Here is a 19,708-nt window from a genome sequence, read left to right on the forward strand (position 1 = left end):
GCATAAACTTTGATTCTTGTTAAAAAAAATTTATGAAAAATAAGCTGCTAAAAATATCTTCCGTCTTGTTTTGCCTATCTCTTTTTGCTGTATCATGCAAAACAGTGGTTAAGGATGATTCTACTTTACCAAAAGACATTTCTGAAAGACCTGTTGACGAAAACAGCCAAAAATACGATCAGGCCAGATTAGAAAAAATAAAATCGACTATTGAAGAAGAAATCGCAAAAGAAGAATGCACAAATGCTGCAGACTGGGCGTTTTCACCCCTCGGATCAAAAGCCTGTGGCGGACCTGTTTCCTACATTGCCTATCCTAAAAAAATGGAAAGTGACATCCTTCCTAAAATTAAAAGCTACACCAACATCATGTCTGAATACAATAAAAAATACAATATTACTTCAGATTGTATGATGCCTGCAGAACCTACCGGAGTGAAATGTGAAAACGGAAAAGCAGTTTTAATCTATCAATAAAGTATCACTTAAAATAAAAAAACTCTCCCGATTTAGTAACCCGGGAGAGTTTTTTTATTATTTTTTTAATTCATTGTAATTATCCCTCAACGTGCTTCACATTTTCTTTATACCATGAAGAGTATTTTACATAATTATCAGCAATTCTGTTGACTTCTCCTTCCAGCAGCTGCGCATTAATATCCTTGATTTTTCTAGCAGGAACACCACCCCAGACTTCTCCGGATTTAATATGAGTTCCCTGCGTTACCACAGAACCCGCCCCCACAATAGAATTCTCTTCTACCAGGCAGTCATCCATTACAATCGCTCCCATTCCAATCAAAACGTTATCATGAATCGTACATCCATGAACAATTGCATTATGACCAATCGAAACATTGTTTCCTATATTTAAGGGATGTTTTTGATAGGTACAATGTAACATTGCATTATCCTGAACATTTACCTTATTTCCCATTTTAATGTAATGAACATCACCTCGAATTACTGCATTATACCAGATACTACAGTCTTGTCCCATCGTAACATCACCAATAATAGTAGCCGTTTCCGCCAAAAAAGTATTTTCTCCTATTTGTGGTGCTTTGCCTAAAAGTTCTTTTATAAGTGCCATATTTTTAATTTGATAATTTGATAATGAGCTGATTTGAAAATTAAATTTGATCTCTCATCAATTTAAAATGATAGCGATAGCGAAAATCTAACTTCCAGCTTCTGACTTCTAATTTCTAATTCCGTATTTTTGTATCTCAAATTTAACGAAAAAATGCATACTATCCTTATAGAACCAACCGAAAACCCGAAAGTGATTAAATTTGTAGCGGATTACAATTTGATTCCCGGATCTTTAGAGTTGGACAGAGATTCAGATATTTCAGAAATTCCTTTAGCTCAGGAGCTTTTCAACTATCCGTTTGTAGAAAGAATTTTCATTACAGCTAATTTCGTAGCGGTAGCAAAACAAGACACCGTAGAATGGGAGCACGTAGCTGAAAGCCTTAAAAACGTAGTAGAAGACGAATTGTTAGCTAACCCGAGAATTTACCTTCAGAAGAAAAAAGAAATGTATCAGATCTATGCTGAAATGACACCGAATCCGAATGTAATGAAGTTTGTTTCTAATAAACTTTTACTTGAAGGTTTTGTAGAAGTAAAATCAAGAGATCAGGCAGAAGGAGTTCCTTTGGCTCAGGGAATTTTCACAGAGTTCGATTTTGCTACAGAAGTTTTTATTTCTGACAATTTCGTTGCAGTAACGAGAGACAATTCTGTAGAATGGCATCAGGTGATGATGGCTGTCCGCGGTTTCATTGCTGAATATCTTCAAAGCGGAGGTGAGATTGCTACTATTGAAGCCCAGAAACACGAAAATCCTGTAGAAAAAATCATCAACAGAGAATATACAGATGATGAGCAGAAAATTTCTGATATTTTAAATGAATATGTTGCCCCTGCAGTAGAAAATGATGGTGGAAAAATTTCTTTGATGGAATACGATAAAGAACATAAAACAGCCAAAATGCTTCTACAAGGTGCTTGTTCTGGTTGTCCAAGTTCAACAGCTACATTAAAAGGTGGAATTGAAAATATCTTAAAACAATTCGTTCCTGATTTGGTAGAAAGAGTGGAAGCTGTAAACGGATAATTTTCTGTAAAAATGTCTGACAGAAAGAAGATAATCATCATTATTGGAAGCGCTACAAAAAATTCCAGCAATTTAAAATTAATGGAAAAAGCATTGGAAACAAAAACCAATGTTGATTTCATAATATATGATGACCTTTCTATTCTCCCGCATTTTGATACAAAACTTACATATAATAATACACCTGCTGAAGTATTGAAAATCCGTGAAGATATCGATACTTCGGCAGGTGTACTTTTTTCTACGCCGGAATATATTTTCAGTATTCCGAGTAGGGTAAAAAATTTATTGGAATGGTGTGTTTCCACTACTATTTTTAGTGAAAAACTTGTCGGAGTTGTTACCGCTTCTGCGAATGGAGAAAAAGGACACGAAGAATTATTATTAATTCTGAAAACTCTTGGCGCAAAAGTTGATGACCACCAACTGCTGATAAAAGGTATAAAGGGCAGATTTGATAAAAACGGCTCGATAGAAAACGATACCTTTACCGAAATTTCAAAGTTTATGACAAATTTTGAAAAGTCTATTGATAATTAAAATTAAAAATTTTGGCTAAAAAAGGAATTTTACTCGTAAATCTTGGTTCACCAAAATCTACAGCGGTAAATGACGTAAAAGAATATCTGGATGAATTCCTGATGGATGAAAGAGTGATTGACTATCGATGGATTTTCCGCGCACTTTTGGTTCGTGGAATTATCTTAAATACCAGACCTGCAAAATCTGCAGAAGCTTACAAAACAGTCTGGACGGATGAAGGATCACCTTTGATTGTCATCACCGAAAAAATTCAGAAAAAACTTCAAAAGCTTGTAGATGTTCCGGTAGAAATAGGAATGCGATATGCTGAACCAAGCATTGAAACAGGAATCAGAAAATTAACCGAGCAGGGCGTTTCCGAAATCGTTCTTTTCCCTTTGTACCCGCAATATGCAATGAGTACGACGGAAACTGTAATCGAAAAAGCAGAAGAAGTAAGAAAAGCTAAATTTCCGAATGTAAAGATTAATTATATTCAGCCTTTTTACGACAGAGATATCTATATAAATTGTCTGGCAGAAAGCATCAAGGAGAAACTTCCTCAAAACTTCGATGCTCTTCAGTTTTCCTATCATGGGGTTCCGGAAAGACATATTTATAAAACCGATCCCACAAAAACATGTAATCTAAATGATTGTTGCTCAAGAGAAAGTAATCCGAGTCATAAATTCTGCTACCGTCACCAATGTTTTACAACTACGAATCTGGTGATTGAAAAGCTCAATTTACCAAAGGAGAAAACAATCGTCTCTTTCCAGTCCAGACTAGGGAAAGATAAATGGATCGAGCCTTATACAGATGAAACACTTGAAACTATTCCGAAAAAAGGAGTAAAAAACCTGGCCATTGTTTGTCCGGCTTTCGTTTCAGACTGCCTGGAAACATTAGAAGAAATTTCTGTAGAAGGCAAAGAACAATTTCTACACGGTGGAGGAGAAAATTTCCATTATATCCCATGTCTGAATGATGAAGACCGGTGGATTGAAGTGGTAAAAACACTGTGTGAGGAAAAGCTCAATGAATTTTATTTAGTTTAAAATAGTAACCTTCGGAAACGGAGGTTATTTTTTTACAAAAACTAATTCTCCAAACAATACCCCCTCATTTTTAAGTGAAATTTCAAAATAAACACAATTTCAACACAAACACCCCTATTATTTTAAAATAAAATTATAATATTTAATTATTTTTACTACCTTTACCCCATCAAAAGAACATCATTAACCTTAAAAATTAAAAATGATGAATGCAACTGCCGAAATTTTAAAAACAAAGATCGAAAACTTCAGTCCGGAAACCCTGGAAGCATTTGCTAAGCTGGTAGAAAATTTTGAAATAAACAACAGACCTGCAATCCCACAATTTCAATTGGATGAAGTCCTGTATAGAATTCAGTTTCATAACGAGAATCCCACTACAAAATTAGATTTTTACGAAAATATTTCTGAGCTGAAAAAGAATTGTGCATAAAATGAACGTTCTCCTCTCCTCCATTGCAAAAAATGACATAAGACTTCTTATGCGGGTATTTAATGCAGAAAAAGAAAATAAAGGAATGGACTTTCTTGAAGATTTGAAAGTAACTATTGGCGAGATCCTACAAAAAAACAAAAACCATGAAACAAGACATAAGGAAATCACCGTGAATGCCATGCAGAACTTCCCTGTGAATATTCATTATATATTTGAAGATCATGAAAATCTACTGGTAACTGCTATTTTTAAAATATAAAAAGAATTTCCTAAACTATTATTATATGTAAACCCTTACAGAAATATCTATAAGGGTTTTTATTTTACACATTATGTATATACATCTATCGTATCGGTGTTCTAAATTCTCCATACCCCATCAAACCGTCATAATTTCTGCCAAAAGGAGCATAATATAAGAAACCCTGATAAAGATTTTCTGTCTGCCAGAAATTACCATTAATCTCTCCTAAATTTAAAATTCCATTAGCATCTTTCGTTGCCAGGATATAATTGTAAAAACCTTGCTTCAGATATATTTTTGCCACATATTTTTTAGTAGCTTCATCGTATTGCATCTGATATTCTTTAGAAGGTTTAAAATCATTAAAACCGCCTAAAACATATAATTCCTTATCCATAGGATCCGAATCTATTGAAAAATATACCCACGAATAATCTGCTTCTCGCTCTGCATTTCTTTCAATTCCCAAATCACTTCTCCTGTAATACCATGCTCCGTTTACATCAGGTTGATATTGGTAATTCAAAGGATAGGCCCATACCGAATGAAGATAAGTATTATTTACGCCATCTTTCAATTCCGTTGCGCGAACCATATCTGCCGCCATATTCATATTCTTATTATCAAAATAATAAAATTCATTATTCCCGGGAAAAGCAAGACCTAACTGTTGAAAAAGCAGTTTATTACCCAATGTTGTACTGGGTTTTAAATTCTTAATAACCATATTAGGATTATTATTCTGCATCACATTCAGGCTCATTGAATTGACATTGGAAGTAAGATCTCCTCCTTTTGAAACCACCTGCACCTCTACCCTTTGGTTGAGATTCGGATTTTTATCTACAAATCTTGAAACATCCAAAGCTACACTGGCATTATCTTCCACCATATAAAACCTTCTTTTGAAAAGAGGTTTGTCAGCAGAATCCTTGTAAACGATTAATTCAAAATTACCTGAAATTTTAGGCTGAATTTTATCATTGGGAAATACTAATTTGTAATGAGTATAGGCCTGTAACGTATTAAATGAATATTGAAAATTATCCAAAAGCCCATTTAAACTTCCATTCGCAAATTCAGTAAAGAAAAGATTGTCATCTTCCCAGTTTCTGTCATAATGTTTAATAGTGTATCTGTAAATCTGATTGCTATTGGAAAGATCATCAAAACTTAAAACCAGCGTCTCATTCATTTTGATTACAGGTGTCTCATCGTTGGTTTGAGGATTAAAAAGCTGAATACTCTGGATATTTTGTCCAAACATCAGTCCGCTCAAAGAAAATAAAAGTAATTGCAAAGTTTTCATTATGACGAAGATAACGAAAAATACCCATTTTCTACATAATATCGTATTTTTGAAAAAAATTTCAATTATGCTTCATATTCAGAGATTCGTATTCAATTTTGCCAGCGAAAATACTTATATCCTTTATAACGATAATAAAAATGCATGGATTATTGATCCTGGAAATATGAATGAGCAGGAGACTTATGTCATTAGTAACTTTATCGCTGAAAATAATTTAAACATTCAAAAAATTCTTTTAACGCATGCTCATATTGACCATGTTTTAGGATTACAATGGGCTTTCGACACTTATAAAGTTCCTGTTACTTTACACCAGGATGATCAGGAAGTATTGGATATGCTTTCTGCAAGCGGTGCAAGATTCGGGTTTCAGGTTTCCCCGGTTAAAGTAGAAACCACTTATATCAATGAAGGTGATGAACTTGATCTTGATGGAGAAAAATTCAAAATATACCATGTTCCGGGACATTCTCCGGGAAGTGTAGTTTACCACAATGATGAAAGAAAATTCATGATTTCCGGTGATGTTCTTTTTGAAGGAAGCATTGGAAGAACAGATCTATATAAAGGAAATTACGATCAGTTAATTAATGGCATCAAAACGAAACTTTTCATTCTTGATAATGAAACTCAGGTTTTTTCCGGCCACGGAAATTCCACAACAATCGGATTTGAAAAACAATACAATCCTTTTTTAAAGTAAGGTCTAGATTTTATAGAAATATTGAGATGCTTCGGCTTTGCTCAGCATGACAATTCTAGAGACTAGTTTGTTTATTTTAAAAATGATTACTTGCAATGCCATACTGAGCGAAGCAAAGTATCTATAATAAAAAAGCTGTCTTAAAAGACAGCTTTGTATTTTGAAAATGGATAAAAATTATTTCCATTTAATATTACATCCCATACTTGGTCTCTGAATTTCTTCCTGAGATTCGCCCAATAAAAGATTTTCAAAAGCAATAATTAAATCTTCACCCGTTACATCCTTATGATTTCCCGGTCTTGAATCATCCATTTGCCCTCTGTAGATAAGATCCAGTTTTTCATCAAAGAAAAAGAAATCTGGTGTACAAGCTGCATCATAAGCTTTTGCAATCGCCTGGCTTTCGTCATATAAATAAGGGAAATCAAATTTTCTCTCGATCTGGAATTCGATCATTTTTTCCGGAGAATCAGCAGGATATTTTTCTACATCATTAGAGTTAATCGCGATAAACTCAATCCCTCTCTCATTATAGTCTTCATACAATTCATTTAATTTATCAATCACATGAAGAACAAACGGGCAATGGTTGCACATAAAGATCACCAACGTCCCTTTTTCTCCTTTCAGATCATCCAGCGATTGGATTTCGTTACTTTTTGAAGGGTTCGGAAGCTCAAAAAAAGGTGCTTTTGTACCCAAAGCGATCATATTTGAAGGCGTATTCATAACTTTTTTATTTGATCACAAAGATAAAAATTTCTTTTAGTATACAGCCAAAACATGCTATAATTGAATGAGGCTATTGAATTCATTAATTTTTACAATAATTCCAAATTTAAAGTATAGAAACTATCTCCCAGCTCCCATGTTTCCAAGATTCAATTAATTTTTAAAATCTCTTTTAAAGCTTTCAAAAAAATTAAATTTAAAAATTTGTTTGGAAGATATATTCAAAAGTTAGTAGTTTTGCTAACACTGTTAGTAATAAAAAATCATGGGTCTACATGAACGTCGACAAAGAGAAAAAGAAAACATACGTACCAGCATTTTGGACGCGGCTTTCTCTTTGGCTAAAACCGAAGGTTGGGCTTCACTTTCCATGAGAAAAATTGCCGATGCCATAGAATACAGTGCACCGGTGGTTTATGATTATTTTGAAAACAAAGAGGCTATTCTGTACGAAATCTCGTTGAATGGTTTCAATTGTTTGCACATAGAATTGTTAAAAGCCCAGAGAGAACACGACACTCCGGATGAACAATTGAAAGCTATTGTAGATGCTTACTGGAAGTTTGCATTTAAGAACAAAGAGTACTATCAATTGATGTTCGGATTGGGGATGCAGTGCAGCGGAAGGGGAATGATGAAAGAAGAATTTTCATCTTTTCAGGACATGCTTTACGACTGCACCTATGAAATTATCAAGAAAAACGGATCAAAAATTGAAAATGCCTGCCACATGTCTCACGCCCTTTTTTCGGCAGTGCACGGATTGATCTCTATCATGATGATGAGAAATGATGATATTCCTTCTACGATGAACAAGACTACATTGGATGAAACAGTTTCTGCTTTCATTAAGTCTTTGTAAATTTTTTTTGAATTAAAAATTAACACCGTTAGGAAAAGTATCATCAATAATTTTTTTTCACATTTATAACTTAAAATTTTTTAAAATGAAATATGATTTTATAACCATGCTTATGGCAATTTTTTTTCCTTACCATTAACACTGTTAGGTAATTTAACAGGTGATTTTAGTAATCTTTAGTCTTAAAAACCAATAGTGCCATGTAAATACAAGCTTAACTTTCAATTTTTAATTAAATAAAATGTTAGCAAAATAGCACCCATTGACACCTCATCTTTATTATACTTAAAACAACATTAAAACCATTTTTCAATTATGAAAACAACGATTTAACCATCGAGTATTAAGAATTCTGTAATTTTTTTTGAACTAAAAATTAACACCGTTAGTAAAAATAACAGAATTCAACTTTAAAACATTATTATTTAATCTAACACTTCATTAAAAACTTAAACTCAAAATGAAAATACCTGGAAAAATAAGGTTCATCGTACTTATCTCAAGTATTATCCTTTTACAAAACTGCACCAAAGCTGCTGAAGGATCAAATGCTGCTCCTCCAGCTCCCGAACTGCCTGTTTATACTGTCATTACGTCACCTGCTACTACCTATCAGGAATTCCCAACCGCTCTGGAAGGAAAAAACAATGTGGAAATCAGATCGCAGGTAGACGGTTATTTAGATAAAATTTATGTGGAAGAAGGCGCTTATGTAAGAGCCGGACAGCCTTTATTCAAAATAGATTCAAGAGCATACGGAGAACAAATGAATATGGCTTCTGCTAATCTTCAGGTTGCCAATGCCAACATTCAAAAAGCAAAAGTGGAAGTTGATCGACTTGAACCTCTTGTTGCCGCAAAAGTAGTTTCTGATGTACAATTGAGAACGGCAAAAGCAAATTACGCAGCCGCTGTTGCAGCCGCTTCACAGGCGAAAGCTTCTGTTGGTGGTGCAAAAATCAACATTGGATTTACAACCATTACAGCGCCGGTAAGCGGATATATCGGAAGAATTCCTTACAAAAAAGGAAGTCTGATTTCAAGAACAGACCCAAATCCATTGACTTTATTATCAGATATCAGTGAGATTTACGCGTACTTCTCTTTAAGCGAACTTGATTTCATTGCTTTCCAAAATAAATATGAAGGAGCAACTTTAGAGCAAAAGCTAAAAAATATGCCGATGGTAGATTTAGTGATTGCAGACAACACCATTTATCCACAAAAAGGAAAAATGAGCATTGTTGACGGACAATTCGATAAAACAACCGGGGCCATCAGCGTTCGTGCTGTATTCCCAAATGCTAACGGAGCTTTGAGAACCGGAAACACAGGACGTGTTCGTATGCCGCAATTATTTTCGAATGCAGTAGTCATTCCACAGGAGTCTACTTTTGAAATTCAGGACAAAACATATGTTTACGTAGTTGGAAAAGACCAGAAAGTAACCAGCAAGCCTGTAAAGATCTCAGGAAAAACAGAAAACTATTACTTTATTTCTGAAGGAATACAGCCTGGAGAAAAAATCGTATTCACAGGAATCGGAATGTTAAAAGATGGTGTTTCTATCAAGCCGAAAGCTATTTCTTCTGATAGCTTGTTGAAAGCAAAACCATTGTAACAGTTTAAACTTAAATTTTTATCGCGGCTATTCATTAAAAAGTGCTTCAAAAATTTACAAGAACAAGTTTAAACACCATTAAAAAATAAACTTCTTATGTTAAAACAATTTATAGAAAGACCGGTACTCTCTACCGTGATCTCCATAATACTTTTATTATTGGGGGCTCTGTCCCTCTTTAATTTACCCATTGCCCTCTTTCCGGATATCGCTCCTCCAAGCGTTCAGGTGACGGCATTTTATCCGGGAGCAAACGCGGAGGTGGTAGCACGTTCTGTGGCAACACCTATCGAAGAAGCCGTGAACGGGGTGGAAAACATGACCTACATGACTTCCAACTCCAGTAACGACGGTACCATGACATTGAACGTCTTCTTCAAGCAGGGTTCTGACGCGGACAATGCTGCGGTAAACGTACAAAACCGTGTATCCAAAGCGATGAGCCAGCTTCCTCAAGAGGTTGTTCAGGCAGGGGTTTCTACTCAGAAAGTACAGAACAGTATGATCATGTTCATGGGATTAACAAGTAATGATCCTAAACAATACGACGAACTGTTTTTACAGAATTATTTAAAAATCAATATTATTCCGCAAATTCAACGTATTCCAGGGGTTGCTCAGGCACAAGTTTTCGGAACGAGAGATTATTCCATGAGACTTTGGCTGAAACCGGACAGATTAGCCGCAAACGGACTTTCGCCTCAGGAAGTTTTGAATGCAGTGAAAGATCACAACTTAGAAGCCGCTCCGGGTCGTTTGGGACAGGGAAGTAAGGAAACTTACGAATATATCTTAAAATATAAGGGTAAATTAAACAAGAACGAAGACTACGAAAATATTGCCATCAAAGCGAACAGCGACGGTTCATTCCTAAGATTGAAAGATGTTGCAAGAGTAGAATTCGGATCTTATACCTATACAGCAGCTAACAGAGTTGACGGGAAACCAGTAGCCGGATTTGCCATCATGCAGACTGCCGGTTCGAACGCCAACGAGATCTTAACAGAAATTGAAAAACAGGTTGACCAGTTCAAAACAACCCTTCCAAAAGGCGTAGAACCGATCATCATGTACAACTCTAAAGATTTTTTAGACGCGTCTATTCATCAGGTTGTTGAGACATTGGTAATTGCATTTATTCTGGTATTTATTGTAGTATATATTTTCCTTCAGGATTTCAGATCTACATTAATTCCTGCAATTGCCGTTCCGGTTGCGATTATCGGTACCTTCTTCTTCTTGCAGTTATTTGGTTTCAGTATCAACATGTTGACGTTGTTTGCATTGGTACTCGCCATTGGTATTGTGGTAGATGACGCAATCGTTGTGGTAGAAGCCATTCACTCCAAGATGGAACATACAGGAATGCCTGTGGAACAAGCCACAACAAGTTCGATGAGTGAAATTTCCGGAGCGATTATTTCCATTACATTGGTGATGTGTGCCGTGTTTATTCCGGTTGGTTTCATGCAGGGTCCTGCGGGAGTTTTCTACAGACAGTTTGCCTTTACATTGGCGATTGCGATTTTAATTTCTGCGGTGAATGCCTTAACATTAAGTCCGGCTCTTTGTGCTTTATTATTAAATGATCCTCAAGGTGAGCACGGTGAACATGGCAAAAAAACTGGTTTCGGCGCGAAATTTTTCAATGCTTTCAATACAAGCTTTAATAATTTAACTAAAAAATACATTTACAGCCTTAAATTTTTAATTAAAAACAAATGGGTTGCGGTTGGCGGATTAGTTCTTATTACTGCGGTAAGTGTTTTCTTAATTAAAAAAGCACCATCAGGATTTATTCCTACAGAAGATCAGGGGTTCATCTTGTATGCGGTAAACACGCCTCCGGGAAGTTCATTGGACAGAACGCACAATGCAACCGAACAAATCGATAAAATCATAGACGGTGAAAAAGCGAAAAACCACCTTTGGGTTGCAGACGGTCTGAACTTCATCAGTAATGCGAATGCTTCTCCATACTCTGCAGGTTTTATCAAATTAAAAGATCATGATCAGCGAGGTGAAATCACCGATCCGGATCAGATTGCAGCAGGATTAACAGGGAAAGTTTCCCAGGTGAAAGATGCAAGTGCATTCTTCTTCAACTTCCCTACAGTTCAGGGATTTGGTAACGTTTCCGGTTTTGAATTTATGCTTCAGGACAGAACGAACGGTTCTTTAGAACAATTGGGAACAAATACTCAGGCTTTCATTGGAGAATTGATGAAACGTCCGGAAATTGCATTCGCTTTCACAACGTATGCAGCAGGAAATCCACAATTCACCATTGAGGTTGATAATGATAAAGCCAATCAGCTTGGCGTTTCTATCACAGAATTGATGCAGACGATGCAGATTTATTACGGAAGTAGCTTCGTTTCAGATTTCAACAGATTCGGAAAATACTATAGAGTAATGGCTCAGGCGGATATTCCTTATCGTACCGACGCGAATTCTCTGGAAGGAATTTATGTTAAAAATAAATCAGGCGAAATGGTTCCTGTAAAAACATTGGTAACCTTAAAAAGAAGCTTCGGACCTGAAACAGTGACAAGAAACAACCTATTCAATGCGGTTACAATTAACGGAACTCCCAAACCTGGCTACAGTACCGGAGACGCGATCAAGGCTGTAGAAGAAGTTGCGCAGAAATCACTTCCAAGAGGTTACGGTTACGAATGGACGGGAATCACTCGTGAAGAAATCAAAACAAGCGGACAGACAGCATTTATCTTTATGCTAAGTATTTTGTTTGTGTATTTCTTGTTGGCAGCTCAGTATGAAAGTTATATTCTACCGTTTGCCGTTATTTTAACGATTCCAACGGGTATTTTCGGAGTATTTGCTTTTACAGGATTGGCTGGAATTGATAACAACATTTACGTTCAGGTTGGATTGATCATGTTGGTCGGATTATTGGCGAAAAACGCGATCCTGATTGTAGAATTCGCAGTGCAAAGAAGAAATGCGGGAAGATCATTACTGGAATCTGCGCTTCAGGCTTCAAGGCTACGTTTAAGACCGATCTTAATGACCTCATTTGCCTTCATCATCGGTATGCTTCCATTGGTTTGGACTCAGGGAGCTTCCGCAAAAGGAAACCACTCGATCGGTATGAGTACAGTGGGTGGAATGTTTACAGGTGTTGTATTCGGAGTCTTCATTATTCCTGTAATGTTTGTGATTTTCCAATACTTACACGAAAAAATGCCGAGCAGAAAAAAGAAAAGACTTCAAAAACAAAAATTGGAGCAAGAACTTTTAACTCCGGCTCACTAATATAATGATTGACAAAACTTTGAGAATATTTCAAATATATTTTGAACCATTAAGATTTTAATTAAGAAGCTTAGAATATTAAGTTTAGCTACGCTTTTAAAATAATGTTTATTAAAAATCAATTTGATTTTTTCTTAATTAAGCTTAATTCCTTAACTATTCTTAATGGTTCAAATAAAATAAAAATAGAGAAGAAACTATTCAAACTAATATCATAAAAGAGCAAAGCATTTTCTCCTACTAAAGACTTCTTTGCACTCATAACTTCTCAAAGTTTTGTAATCAATTAAAAAATTATGAAATCGCAAGATTACATAAGACCTTTTAATAAAAATAAATATTTACTTATGAAAAGAATATTAAATATCATCATCGCTTTTGGACTGGCTCTAGGTTCGGTCTCCTGCGTGTCGAAACTGGCATTCAAGGAGCCTGAGCTTGAGCTTCCCGAAACGTTCAAATATACTGCAACTGCCGATACAGCAAGCGTTGCCAACTTAGAATGGAAACAGTTTTTCAACGATCCGATATTGCAAAACCTGATTGAAAAAGGAATTAAAAACAATTACGATTTACAGATTGCTTTAAAACAGGTTGCTTCTTCACAGGAAAAATTAAAACAGGCAAAATATCTTCAGTATCCTGATGTAGGTTTTGGTGTTACTGCACAAATTTCAAAACCTTCCAAAAACAGCATGAACGGGCAAAGCTTAAATTTATTTTTAGGAAAAAGCTATGTTGAGGATTACAATGCAGCATTCAATTTATCTTGGGAAGCCGATATTTGGGGAAAAATTAAAAATCAGCAGGAAGTTTCTAAAATGCAGTATCTGCAGACTTATGAAGCAACAAAAGCAATTCAGACACAAGTTGTGGCAGCCATTGCTCAAGGATATTATAATTTATTGATGCTCGACAAACAATTGCAGATTGCCAACTCAAATTTAGAATTGAGCAAAAACACGCTTTCTTTAACAGAAAAATTATGGAAAAGCGGGGATACAACTTCTCTGGGAGTTCAGCAGGCAACAGCTCAAAAGCAATCTACAGAACTTCTGATTACACAATTGGAACAAAATATTGCCATCCAGGAAAATGCATTAAGTATTTTAGTTGGGGAAAATCCGGGAAAAATCAGCAGAACGATTGAAATGTCAGATACCTCTTTGCCACAAGATATTTCTGCGGGGCTTCCTGCAGCGATGGTAAGCCGTCGTCCAGATGTTCGTCAACAGGAATTGGTATTGTTGGAATCCAATTCAATGGTGGGAATTGCTCAGGCAAACATGTATCCTTCATTGAAAATTACAGCAAATGGTGGAGTAAATTCATTTAAAATTGATAACTGGTTTCAGATTCCGGCTTCATTATTCGGTTCTGTTTTAGGAGGATTGACTCAACCCATTTTCCAGAAAAGACAATTGAAAACAGATTTAAATGTTGCTAAAATCCAGAGAGAGAAAAACGTATTGGCTTTCCGTCAATCAGTTTTAAATGCGGTAGGTGAAGTTTCTGATGCCTTGGTTTCAAATGAAAGTTTAAAAGTTCAGGAACAAAAAGCAACAGAACAGGTTGCAACGTTAAAAGACGGAATTAAGAGTGCCGAAATGCTTTACAAAGGCGGGATGGCAAATTATTTAGAAGTAATAACAGCTCAAGGAAATTCTCTACAGGCAGAGCTAAATTTGGCGTCCGTAAAAAGACAGAGATTAAGCAGTATTGTAGACTTGTACCGAGCTTTAGGAGGCGGTTGGAAGTAGTAAATTAAAATTATATTGTTAATGGAATGCGGTCTTTCGGGGCTGCATTTTTTTGTTTAACTAAACTTTTTTAACCACTCTCACTGTCATTCTGAACGAAACAAAGTGAAGTGAAGAATCTAAATTGTTAACAAAGATTCTTCCTTCGTCAGAATGACAATGTGTGAAAGTTTAAAACCATTAAGAGCATTTAAGTTGTTAAGTTTAATTAAGAAAAATCAAATAGATTTTTATAAACATTATTTTAAAAGCGTAGCTAAACTTAATATTCTAAACTTCTTAATCAAATCTTAATGGTTAAAATTATGTCTAATATTTTTCAAAAAAATGTGGAAATCTCTGGAAAATAAAATTATTTCAAAGTCTCTTTATTGATATACTCAATCAACTGATCAAAATCCTCCTTCGAATATCCCAACTGCAAATAATGAATATCATCCGCTTTTCGATACCAGGTCAATTGGCGTTTTGCATATCTCCGGCTGTTTTTCTTAATTTCAGAAACGGCAAAATCCAAATCCCATTCCCCATCAAAATATTTGAATAATTCAGAATATCCAACGGTTTTCAAAGCAGTCAGATCTTTAAATTCTTCCAGACTTTTTGCCTCTTCCAACAAGCCTTTTTCCATCATGATATCCACTCTCTTATTGATTCGATCGTACAATTCTTCTCTCGGTGCTTCAATTCCAATTCGAATTGTAATAAAATCTCTTGAATCTTGTGAAACAGCAATTTGTTCCGAATACTTTTTATTCGTCTGCCAAATGACATCAATTGCCCGTAAAAGTCTCCTGTGATTATGAAAATCAACCACTTCAAAATATTCGGGATCCAATTTTTTTAGAATTTCCTGAAGTTTTTCGATGCCTTCGTTTTCGAGAATATCATGTAATTTTTTCTGATTTTCCTCGTCAGCTTCGGGTAAATCATTCAACCCTTCAATTACAGCTTTTTCGTACATCATACTTCCTCCCACCAAAATGACGGTATCATGATCTTTAAAAAGTTCGTTGAGTTTTTTTAAGGCATCTTCTTCATATTGCCCAATGGAATAGTATTCCTGAACTGAAAGATTTCCAATAAAATGATGAGGTGCTTCTGACAATTCTTCTGCAGAAGGTGCGGCAGTACCAATTTCCATTCCTTTGAAAAACTGGCGGGAATCACAGGAAATAATTTCCGTATTGAAATGTTTTGCCAGATCAATTGCCAATCTCGTTTTACCAATTCCGGTAGGTCCTACAACAGAAATCAAATTTTTCTTTTTCACATCGCTAATTTACGAAAATTTGATTTTTTTGTTTTAATCTCAAAGTCACAAAAAAATTGTGTCTTAATTTTGAACCATTAAGAATTTGGTTAAGAATAAATCTAATAGATTTTTCTCAAGCATTATTTTAAAGCAAAGTTCATCTTAATATTCTAAATTTCTTAATCAAAATCTTAATGGTTAAAATCGAACTTGATCTTAACGTTAAAGTTTCATCTTGTCACACTATAGACTTAAATGTTTATCTTTGTACGACAATAAAAAACTATGATTTTATCAATGACAGGCTTTGGTAGAGCCGAAGACGTTTTTGAAGGAAAAAAAATTACAATAGATATTAAATCACTGAACAGCAAAAGCTTTGATTTGAATATTAAAATTCCTTTGCGTTACAAAGAAAAAGAATTTGAAATCAGAAAAATTCTTAACGATAGACTCATCCGTGGAAAAGTAGACTGCTACGTTAATATAGAGAATCTAGAAGAGACAAACGACGTAAAAATCAATAAAGGATTAATTGATTCTTACATTAATGAACTTCGAAACATTGCCTCCGATGGACCGGATTTTGAATATCTGAAAATGGCGGTAAGACTTCCGGACGCTATTACTTCCAGACCCGATGACTTGTCTGAAGGAGAATGGGAAGCTTTAGCAAAAATTGTAAATGCTGCGATTGACCGTTTCGAAGAGTTCAGAAAAACAGAAGGCAAAATCCTGCATGAAGAACTGGAAAGAAATATTCAGAATATTGATAAATATCTAGGTGAAGTTATTCCTTTTGAAGAAGAAAGAATCATCGCTGTAAGAGAGCGTTATCAGAAAACTTTAAAGGAATTCGAAAACGTGGATGAAACCCGTTTCTATCAGGAAATGGCCTATTTCACAGAAAAACTGGATATTTCTGAAGAAAAAGTAAGATTAGCCCAGCATTTGAAATATTACAAAGAAGTAATGGACAATGAGGATTTCAACGGAAAAAAACTTGGTTTTATTTCTCAGGAAATCGGCCGTGAAATCAATACTTTAGGTTCAAAAGCCAATCATGCACAAATTCAGAAACTGGTGGTGATGATGAAAGATGATTTGGAAAAAATTAAAGAACAGACATTAAACGTACTATAACTTAGTTGATAGTTATTAGTTGATGGTTGTTGGGTTTTTACAGCTGTCAACTAAAAATTATCAACCAACAACAATATGAATAAAGTTATCATATTTTCAGCACCGTCCGGAAGCGGAAAAACGACATTAGTAAAACATTCTCTGGAAGTTTTTGATGAACTGCAGTTCTCAATTTCCTGTACTACAAGACAACCGAGAGGAAGCGAAGTTCATGCGGTAGACTACCATTTTTTAACACCGGATGAATTCAGACAGAAAATTTCGGAAGATGCGTTTGTAGAATTTGAAGAGGTTTATACAGATAAATATTACGGAACTTTAAAATCTGAAGTTGAAAAGATCTGGAATCGGGGAAAAGTCGTAATTTTCGATGTTGATGTAAAAGGCGGAATTTCCCTAAAGAAATATTTTGGAGAAAAGGCATTGTCAATTTTCATTGAACCACCTTCCATCGAAGAGTTGGAACGAAGATTGATTTCAAGAAATACAGATGATGCAGAAACCATTAAAACCCGTGTAGCAAAAGCAGAAGAGGAAATGTCTTATGCCGATGAATTTGACAAAATCGTCATTAATACGGATTTGGATGAAGCAAAAAAAGAAATAGAAAGTTTAATAAAAAATTTCATTGAAGAAACTGGAAATTAGAAATCAGATGTTAGTAAAAAAATCTAACCCCTAATTTCTAAAGTCTAACTTCTATAATTAAAAACATTGAGGTTGATATGAGTACCGAAACACTAGAAAAAGCTAAATCTACAATTCCCGTAAAAGGATTTCTGGACATTAAAGATTTAGTGATTCCTCAAGGAGAAGAGCTTGTAAAAGCAATTCTTAAATTGAAAGAAGAAAAAAATGCGGTAATCTTAGCGCATTATTACCAGCCTGGAGAAATTCAGGATATTGCCGATTTTTTAGGAGATTCACTACAGTTGGCAAGACAGGCAAAAGATACCAATGCCGATATGATCGTATTCTGCGGAGTTCACTTCATGGCGGAAGCAGCAAAAATCCTGAACCCAACTAAAAAAGTTGTTCTTCCGGATACAATGGCAGGATGTTCTTTAGCAGACGGTTGTTCTGGAGAAGGATTAAGAAAAATGCGTGAACAGCACCCAAATGCTTTGGTAGCGACCTACATCAACTGTAATGCTGAAACAAAAGCAGAGAGTGATATTATCGTAACAAGTTCAAATGCTGAAACGGTAATTGAAGCCCTTCCAAAAGACAGACCTATTATTTTTGCACCTGATAAAAACTTAGGAAGATATCTATCCCAAAAAACAGGACGCGATATGATTCTTTGGGACGGAAGCTGCATCGTTCACGAAGCATTTTCCATGGAGAGAATTGCAAAACAATTAGCAGATAATCCGGACGCAAAATTAATTGCTCACCCGGAAAGCGAGGAAGCTGTTCTAAAACTGGCTCATTTTATAGGCTCTACTTCTGCATTGTTGGATTATGTACAAAAAGACGATTGTCAGAAATTTATCATTGCTACAGAAGAAGGGATTTTACACGAAATGAAAAAACGTGCTCCCCATAAGGAATTGATTCCGGCTTTGGTTTTTGATGAAACCTGCAACTGTTCGGAGTGTTTTTATATGAAGCGTAATACAATGGAAAAATTGTATTTATGTATGAAATATGAACTTCCTGAAATTCTGATCGACGAAGAATTAAGATTAAAAGCATTAAAACCGATCGAGGCAATGCTTGATCTTTCAAAAAGTATCAAATAAATCAAAAGCACTGTTTTTACAGTGCTTTTTTTCTTTAGAATTAATTTTCAAAACAATCTGCGCTCACGTCTAAACACATTCGACACTTTGGGGATAATGCAAAATATTGTACGCAAGTAAAGCGCATCTTGGGAGTTTTCCGTATGTGCTAATTTATTATGGACAAGTATGAGTTACAGGATCATATGAAAACATTATACAAACTCTTCTTCCCAAAAACAAAGAACAAGTAGCACAACCCGGTATTGGGCTGCAGTCAGAATCAAAATTACACTCATGATTGACCCCACCCAAAATCTTTTTCAGGTTTTCTCTTTTAATTTTTTTTAAATTTTTCATAGTAAATAGTTTTAATGGTTAAATGTAACCTTAATCAAGAGAACATTCATAGCTTAACAACACTTTAGGTTTACAACATTCCGGCAAAGCATCATAGTCTGCACAAGATTTTGGAAAACCGGGACCATAAGGCCCGGGAGGACAAGTATAATTACAGGTTCCTGCTCCGTTAATTGTTTTTAAATTTTGTCTGTCTAATTTTTTTAGGTTTTTCATGGTATTTTATTTTTCTTGATTCAGGTGATTTAAAAATAGATATTAAATTAATAAATCACTAAATATTGATAAATATTATTTTATGTTAAATTCTATTCAGTAAATAATATTTGATGCAAACTTTTATTCGTGCTTCAAAATAATTTGTACATTTGTTCAAGTAACAATGAATTATTTAAGAAACATATCTGATATTTCTATTCCGGATTTCTCTATTTCGGAAGGAAATTTTGTTTCCATTATTGCTACAACAACTACCACTACCCCATAACGGGGTAAATTTTCACATATCATTCACTAGCGTGTACTCTTTTTCTGAAGAGTAAAATTTCATTTTTCCATAACTCAAAATAA

19 protein-coding genes are annotated in these 19,708 nt (G+C 35.0%); 14 read left to right on the top strand and 5 right to left on the bottom strand.

All coding sequences use genetic code 11. The features are described 5' to 3' along the window. The first annotated feature begins 32 nt into the window (after nt 1–32). Nucleotides 33–476 carry a hypothetical protein gene (locus tag P0Y62_09935; protein ID WEK68193.1) on the top strand — a complete coding sequence of 148 codons (444 nt, stop codon included), beginning with the start codon at nt 33–35 and terminating at the stop codon, nt 474–476. Nucleotides 477–555: 79 nt separating this feature from the next. Here P0Y62_09935 and P0Y62_09940 read toward each other — a convergent pair whose 3' ends face one another. Further along, nucleotides 556–1,092: a gamma carbonic anhydrase family protein gene (locus P0Y62_09940; protein ID WEK68194.1), complete on the bottom strand. Its 537-nt coding sequence runs from the start codon at nt 1,090–1,092 to the stop codon at nt 556–558. A gap of 153 nt (nt 1,093–1,245) precedes the next feature. Between P0Y62_09940 and P0Y62_09945 the strand changes: the two genes are divergently transcribed. From P0Y62_09945 to P0Y62_09965, 5 genes are all read left to right on the top strand, one after another. Then, nucleotides 1,246–2,124 carry a NifU family protein gene (locus tag P0Y62_09945; protein ID WEK68195.1) on the top strand — a complete coding sequence of 293 codons (879 nt, stop codon included), beginning with the start codon at nt 1,246–1,248 and terminating at the stop codon, nt 2,122–2,124. A gap of 12 nt (nt 2,125–2,136) precedes the next feature. Continuing rightward, nucleotides 2,137–2,664, top strand: a complete 528-nt coding sequence (locus tag P0Y62_09950) for an NAD(P)H-dependent oxidoreductase (protein WEK68196.1) — start codon at nt 2,137–2,139, stop codon at nt 2,662–2,664. 11 nt (nt 2,665–2,675) lie between these two features. After that, entirely contained in the window at nt 2,676–3,704 is a 1,029-nt protein-coding gene (gene hemH, locus P0Y62_09955; GenBank protein ID WEK68197.1) for a ferrochelatase, read from the top strand. Between the two features lie 202 nt (nt 3,705–3,906). Then, nucleotides 3,907–4,137 carry a hypothetical protein gene (locus P0Y62_09960; protein ID WEK68198.1) on the top strand — a complete coding sequence of 77 codons (231 nt, stop codon included), beginning with the start codon at nt 3,907–3,909 and terminating at the stop codon, nt 4,135–4,137. A gap of 1 nt (nt 4,138) precedes the next feature. Further along, nucleotides 4,139–4,399: a hypothetical protein gene (locus P0Y62_09965; protein ID WEK68199.1), complete on the top strand. Its 261-nt coding sequence runs from the start codon at nt 4,139–4,141 to the stop codon at nt 4,397–4,399. An 85-nt stretch (nt 4,400–4,484) separates the two neighbouring features. Here P0Y62_09965 and P0Y62_09970 read toward each other — a convergent pair whose 3' ends face one another. Then, nucleotides 4,485–5,693 (bottom strand): DUF5103 domain-containing protein, encoded by a 1,209-nt coding sequence (locus tag P0Y62_09970; GenBank protein ID WEK68200.1) that lies wholly within the window; start codon nt 5,691–5,693, stop codon nt 4,485–4,487. Nucleotides 5,694–5,760: 67 nt separating this feature from the next. Between P0Y62_09970 and P0Y62_09975 the strand changes: the two genes are divergently transcribed. After that, nucleotides 5,761–6,399, top strand: a complete 639-nt coding sequence (locus P0Y62_09975; protein WEK71794.1) for an MBL fold metallo-hydrolase — start codon at nt 5,761–5,763, stop codon at nt 6,397–6,399. 177 nt (nt 6,400–6,576) lie between these two features. On the opposite strand, the gene P0Y62_09980 is transcribed toward P0Y62_09975, so the two are convergent. Continuing rightward, nucleotides 6,577–7,131 (bottom strand): thioredoxin family protein, encoded by a 555-nt coding sequence (locus tag P0Y62_09980; protein ID WEK68201.1) that lies wholly within the window; start codon nt 7,129–7,131, stop codon nt 6,577–6,579. Nucleotides 7,132–7,399: 268 nt separating this feature from the next. On the opposite strand from P0Y62_09980, the gene P0Y62_09985 reads away from it, so the two are divergent. The 4 genes from P0Y62_09985 to P0Y62_10000 all read left to right on the top strand — a co-directional run bounded on the left by P0Y62_09985 (nt 7,400) and on the right by P0Y62_10000 (nt 14,656). Further along, the gene (locus tag P0Y62_09985; GenBank protein WEK68202.1) at nt 7,400–7,996 is read left to right on the top strand and encodes a TetR/AcrR family transcriptional regulator; all 597 of its coding nucleotides are present in this window, start codon (nt 7,400–7,402) and stop codon (nt 7,994–7,996) included. Nucleotides 7,997–8,456: 460 nt separating this feature from the next. After that, a complete protein-coding gene (locus P0Y62_09990) occupies nt 8,457–9,617 on the top strand; it encodes an efflux RND transporter periplasmic adaptor subunit (GenBank protein ID WEK68203.1) in 1,161 nt (386 codons plus the stop codon). A 96-nt stretch (nt 9,618–9,713) separates the two neighbouring features. After that, nucleotides 9,714–12,896 carry an efflux RND transporter permease subunit gene (locus tag P0Y62_09995; protein WEK68204.1) on the top strand — a complete coding sequence of 1,061 codons (3,183 nt, stop codon included), beginning with the start codon at nt 9,714–9,716 and terminating at the stop codon, nt 12,894–12,896. Nucleotides 12,897–13,243: 347 nt separating this feature from the next. Further along, the gene (locus tag P0Y62_10000) at nt 13,244–14,656 is read left to right on the top strand and encodes an efflux transporter outer membrane subunit (protein ID WEK68205.1); all 1,413 of its coding nucleotides are present in this window, start codon (nt 13,244–13,246) and stop codon (nt 14,654–14,656) included. Between the two features lie 352 nt (nt 14,657–15,008). On the opposite strand, the gene miaA is transcribed toward P0Y62_10000, so the two are convergent. Continuing rightward, nucleotides 15,009–15,929: a tRNA (adenosine(37)-N6)-dimethylallyltransferase MiaA gene (miaA, locus tag P0Y62_10005; protein ID WEK68206.1), complete on the bottom strand. Its 921-nt coding sequence runs from the start codon at nt 15,927–15,929 to the stop codon at nt 15,009–15,011. A 267-nt stretch (nt 15,930–16,196) separates the two neighbouring features. On the opposite strand from miaA, the gene P0Y62_10010 reads away from it, so the two are divergent. The 3 genes from P0Y62_10010 to nadA all read left to right on the top strand — a co-directional run bounded on the left by P0Y62_10010 (nt 16,197) and on the right by nadA (nt 18,799). Continuing rightward, complete coding sequence (locus tag P0Y62_10010; protein ID WEK68207.1) at nt 16,197–17,054, top strand: YicC family protein; 858 nt, start codon at nt 16,197–16,199, stop codon at nt 17,052–17,054. Nucleotides 17,055–17,129: 75 nt separating this feature from the next. After that, on the top strand, nt 17,130–17,702 hold the full coding sequence (gene gmk, locus P0Y62_10015; protein ID WEK68208.1) for a guanylate kinase: 573 nt from the start codon (nt 17,130–17,132) through the stop codon (nt 17,700–17,702). 77 nt (nt 17,703–17,779) lie between these two features. Further along, on the top strand, nt 17,780–18,799 hold the full coding sequence (gene nadA, locus P0Y62_10020) for a quinolinate synthase NadA (GenBank protein ID WEK68209.1): 1,020 nt from the start codon (nt 17,780–17,782) through the stop codon (nt 18,797–18,799). Nucleotides 18,800–19,168: 369 nt separating this feature from the next. Here the strand turns inward: nadA and P0Y62_10025 are convergent, their stop codons facing one another. After that, nucleotides 19,169–19,354: a hypothetical protein gene (locus P0Y62_10025; GenBank protein ID WEK68210.1), complete on the bottom strand. Its 186-nt coding sequence runs from the start codon at nt 19,352–19,354 to the stop codon at nt 19,169–19,171. Nucleotides 19,355–19,708: the final 354 nt, after the last annotated feature.

The organism is Candidatus Chryseobacterium colombiense, assembly GCA_029203185.1.
GTDB classification, from domain to species: domain Bacteria; phylum Bacteroidota; class Bacteroidia; order Flavobacteriales; family Weeksellaceae; genus Chryseobacterium; species Chryseobacterium colombiense.

Excerpts from the sequence above, each read along its gene's own strand:
- P0Y62_09935 (WEK68193.1), top strand. The coding sequence starts at position 33 with ATGAAAAATAAGCTGCTAAAAATATCTTCCGTCTTGTTTTGCCTATCT.
- P0Y62_09940 (WEK68194.1), bottom strand. The coding sequence starts at position 1,092 with ATGGCACTTATAAAAGAACTTTTAGGCAAAGCACCACAAATAGGAGAA.
- P0Y62_09945 (WEK68195.1), top strand. The coding sequence starts at position 1,246 with ATGCATACTATCCTTATAGAACCAACCGAAAACCCGAAAGTGATTAAA.
- P0Y62_09950 (WEK68196.1), top strand. The coding sequence starts at position 2,137 with ATGTCTGACAGAAAGAAGATAATCATCATTATTGGAAGCGCTACAAAA.
- P0Y62_09960 (WEK68198.1), top strand. The coding sequence starts at position 3,907 with ATGATGAATGCAACTGCCGAAATTTTAAAAACAAAGATCGAAAACTTC.
- P0Y62_09965 (WEK68199.1), top strand. The coding sequence starts at position 4,139 with ATGAACGTTCTCCTCTCCTCCATTGCAAAAAATGACATAAGACTTCTT.
- P0Y62_09970 (WEK68200.1), bottom strand. The coding sequence starts at position 5,693 with ATGAAAACTTTGCAATTACTTTTATTTTCTTTGAGCGGACTGATGTTT.
- P0Y62_09975 (WEK71794.1), top strand. The coding sequence starts at position 5,761 with ATGCTTCATATTCAGAGATTCGTATTCAATTTTGCCAGCGAAAATACT.
- P0Y62_09980 (WEK68201.1), bottom strand. The coding sequence starts at position 7,131 with ATGAATACGCCTTCAAATATGATCGCTTTGGGTACAAAAGCACCTTTT.
- P0Y62_09985 (WEK68202.1), top strand. The coding sequence starts at position 7,400 with ATGGGTCTACATGAACGTCGACAAAGAGAAAAAGAAAACATACGTACC.
- P0Y62_09990 (WEK68203.1), top strand. The coding sequence starts at position 8,457 with ATGAAAATACCTGGAAAAATAAGGTTCATCGTACTTATCTCAAGTATT.
- P0Y62_09995 (WEK68204.1), top strand. The coding sequence starts at position 9,714 with ATGTTAAAACAATTTATAGAAAGACCGGTACTCTCTACCGTGATCTCC.
- P0Y62_10000 (WEK68205.1), top strand. The coding sequence starts at position 13,244 with ATGAAAAGAATATTAAATATCATCATCGCTTTTGGACTGGCTCTAGGT.
- P0Y62_10010 (WEK68207.1), top strand. The coding sequence starts at position 16,197 with ATGATTTTATCAATGACAGGCTTTGGTAGAGCCGAAGACGTTTTTGAA.
- gmk (WEK68208.1), top strand. The coding sequence starts at position 17,130 with ATGAATAAAGTTATCATATTTTCAGCACCGTCCGGAAGCGGAAAAACG.
- nadA (WEK68209.1), top strand. The coding sequence starts at position 17,780 with ATGAGTACCGAAACACTAGAAAAAGCTAAATCTACAATTCCCGTAAAA.
- P0Y62_10025 (WEK68210.1), bottom strand. The coding sequence starts at position 19,354 with ATGAAAAACCTAAAAAAATTAGACAGACAAAATTTAAAAACAATTAAC.